The organism is Streptomyces sp. BE20, from assembly GCF_036322525.1.
Lineage (GTDB): Bacteria > Actinomycetota > Actinomycetes > Streptomycetales > Streptomycetaceae > Kitasatospora.
The window spans coordinates 1-362 of record NZ_JAQYWW010000040.1 but is presented as its reverse complement, the minus strand read 5'-3'; the positions used below and the strand labels follow the sequence as shown (position 1 = coordinate 362).

Annotated in this window: 1 protein-coding gene; it reads left to right on the top strand. The window is 77.3% G+C overall.

Going from position 1 to position 362, the window contains the following annotated elements; translation table 11 throughout:
* Positions 1 to 39 precede the first annotated feature (39 nt).
* A partial coding sequence (locus PUR61_RS00155; protein ID WP_329874343.1) for a hypothetical protein occupies positions 40 to 362 on the top strand: 323 nt, incomplete at its 3' end.

Sequence of the window (362 nt, the reverse complement as noted above, 5' to 3'; positions counted from 1 at the left end):
GGTACCGCCGTCGCGTGTGGCCCGTGGGCCCGGGTGGGCATGGCGGCTGACGACGAGACGGCCGCGCAGTTGCTCCGCCGGGGACTGAGCCCGATGGAACCCGCCCGGGCGCTGGCAGCGCTCGCGTCGGCCGTCGGCTCGGGCGAGGCGGCCGTCACCGTCGCGGACGTCCGCTGGGCGGACTTCCTGCCGCTGTTCACGGCCGTTCGCGAGCGGCCGCTGTTCGCCAGGCTGGCCCCCGCCTTGACGGGAGGTCCTGTGCCGGAGGAGACCGGGCTGGCCGCACGGCTCGCCGGCCTGTCGGCGGTGGAGCGGCACCGGGCGGTGCTGGACCTGGTGCGGGCCGAGGTGGCCGTGGTGCT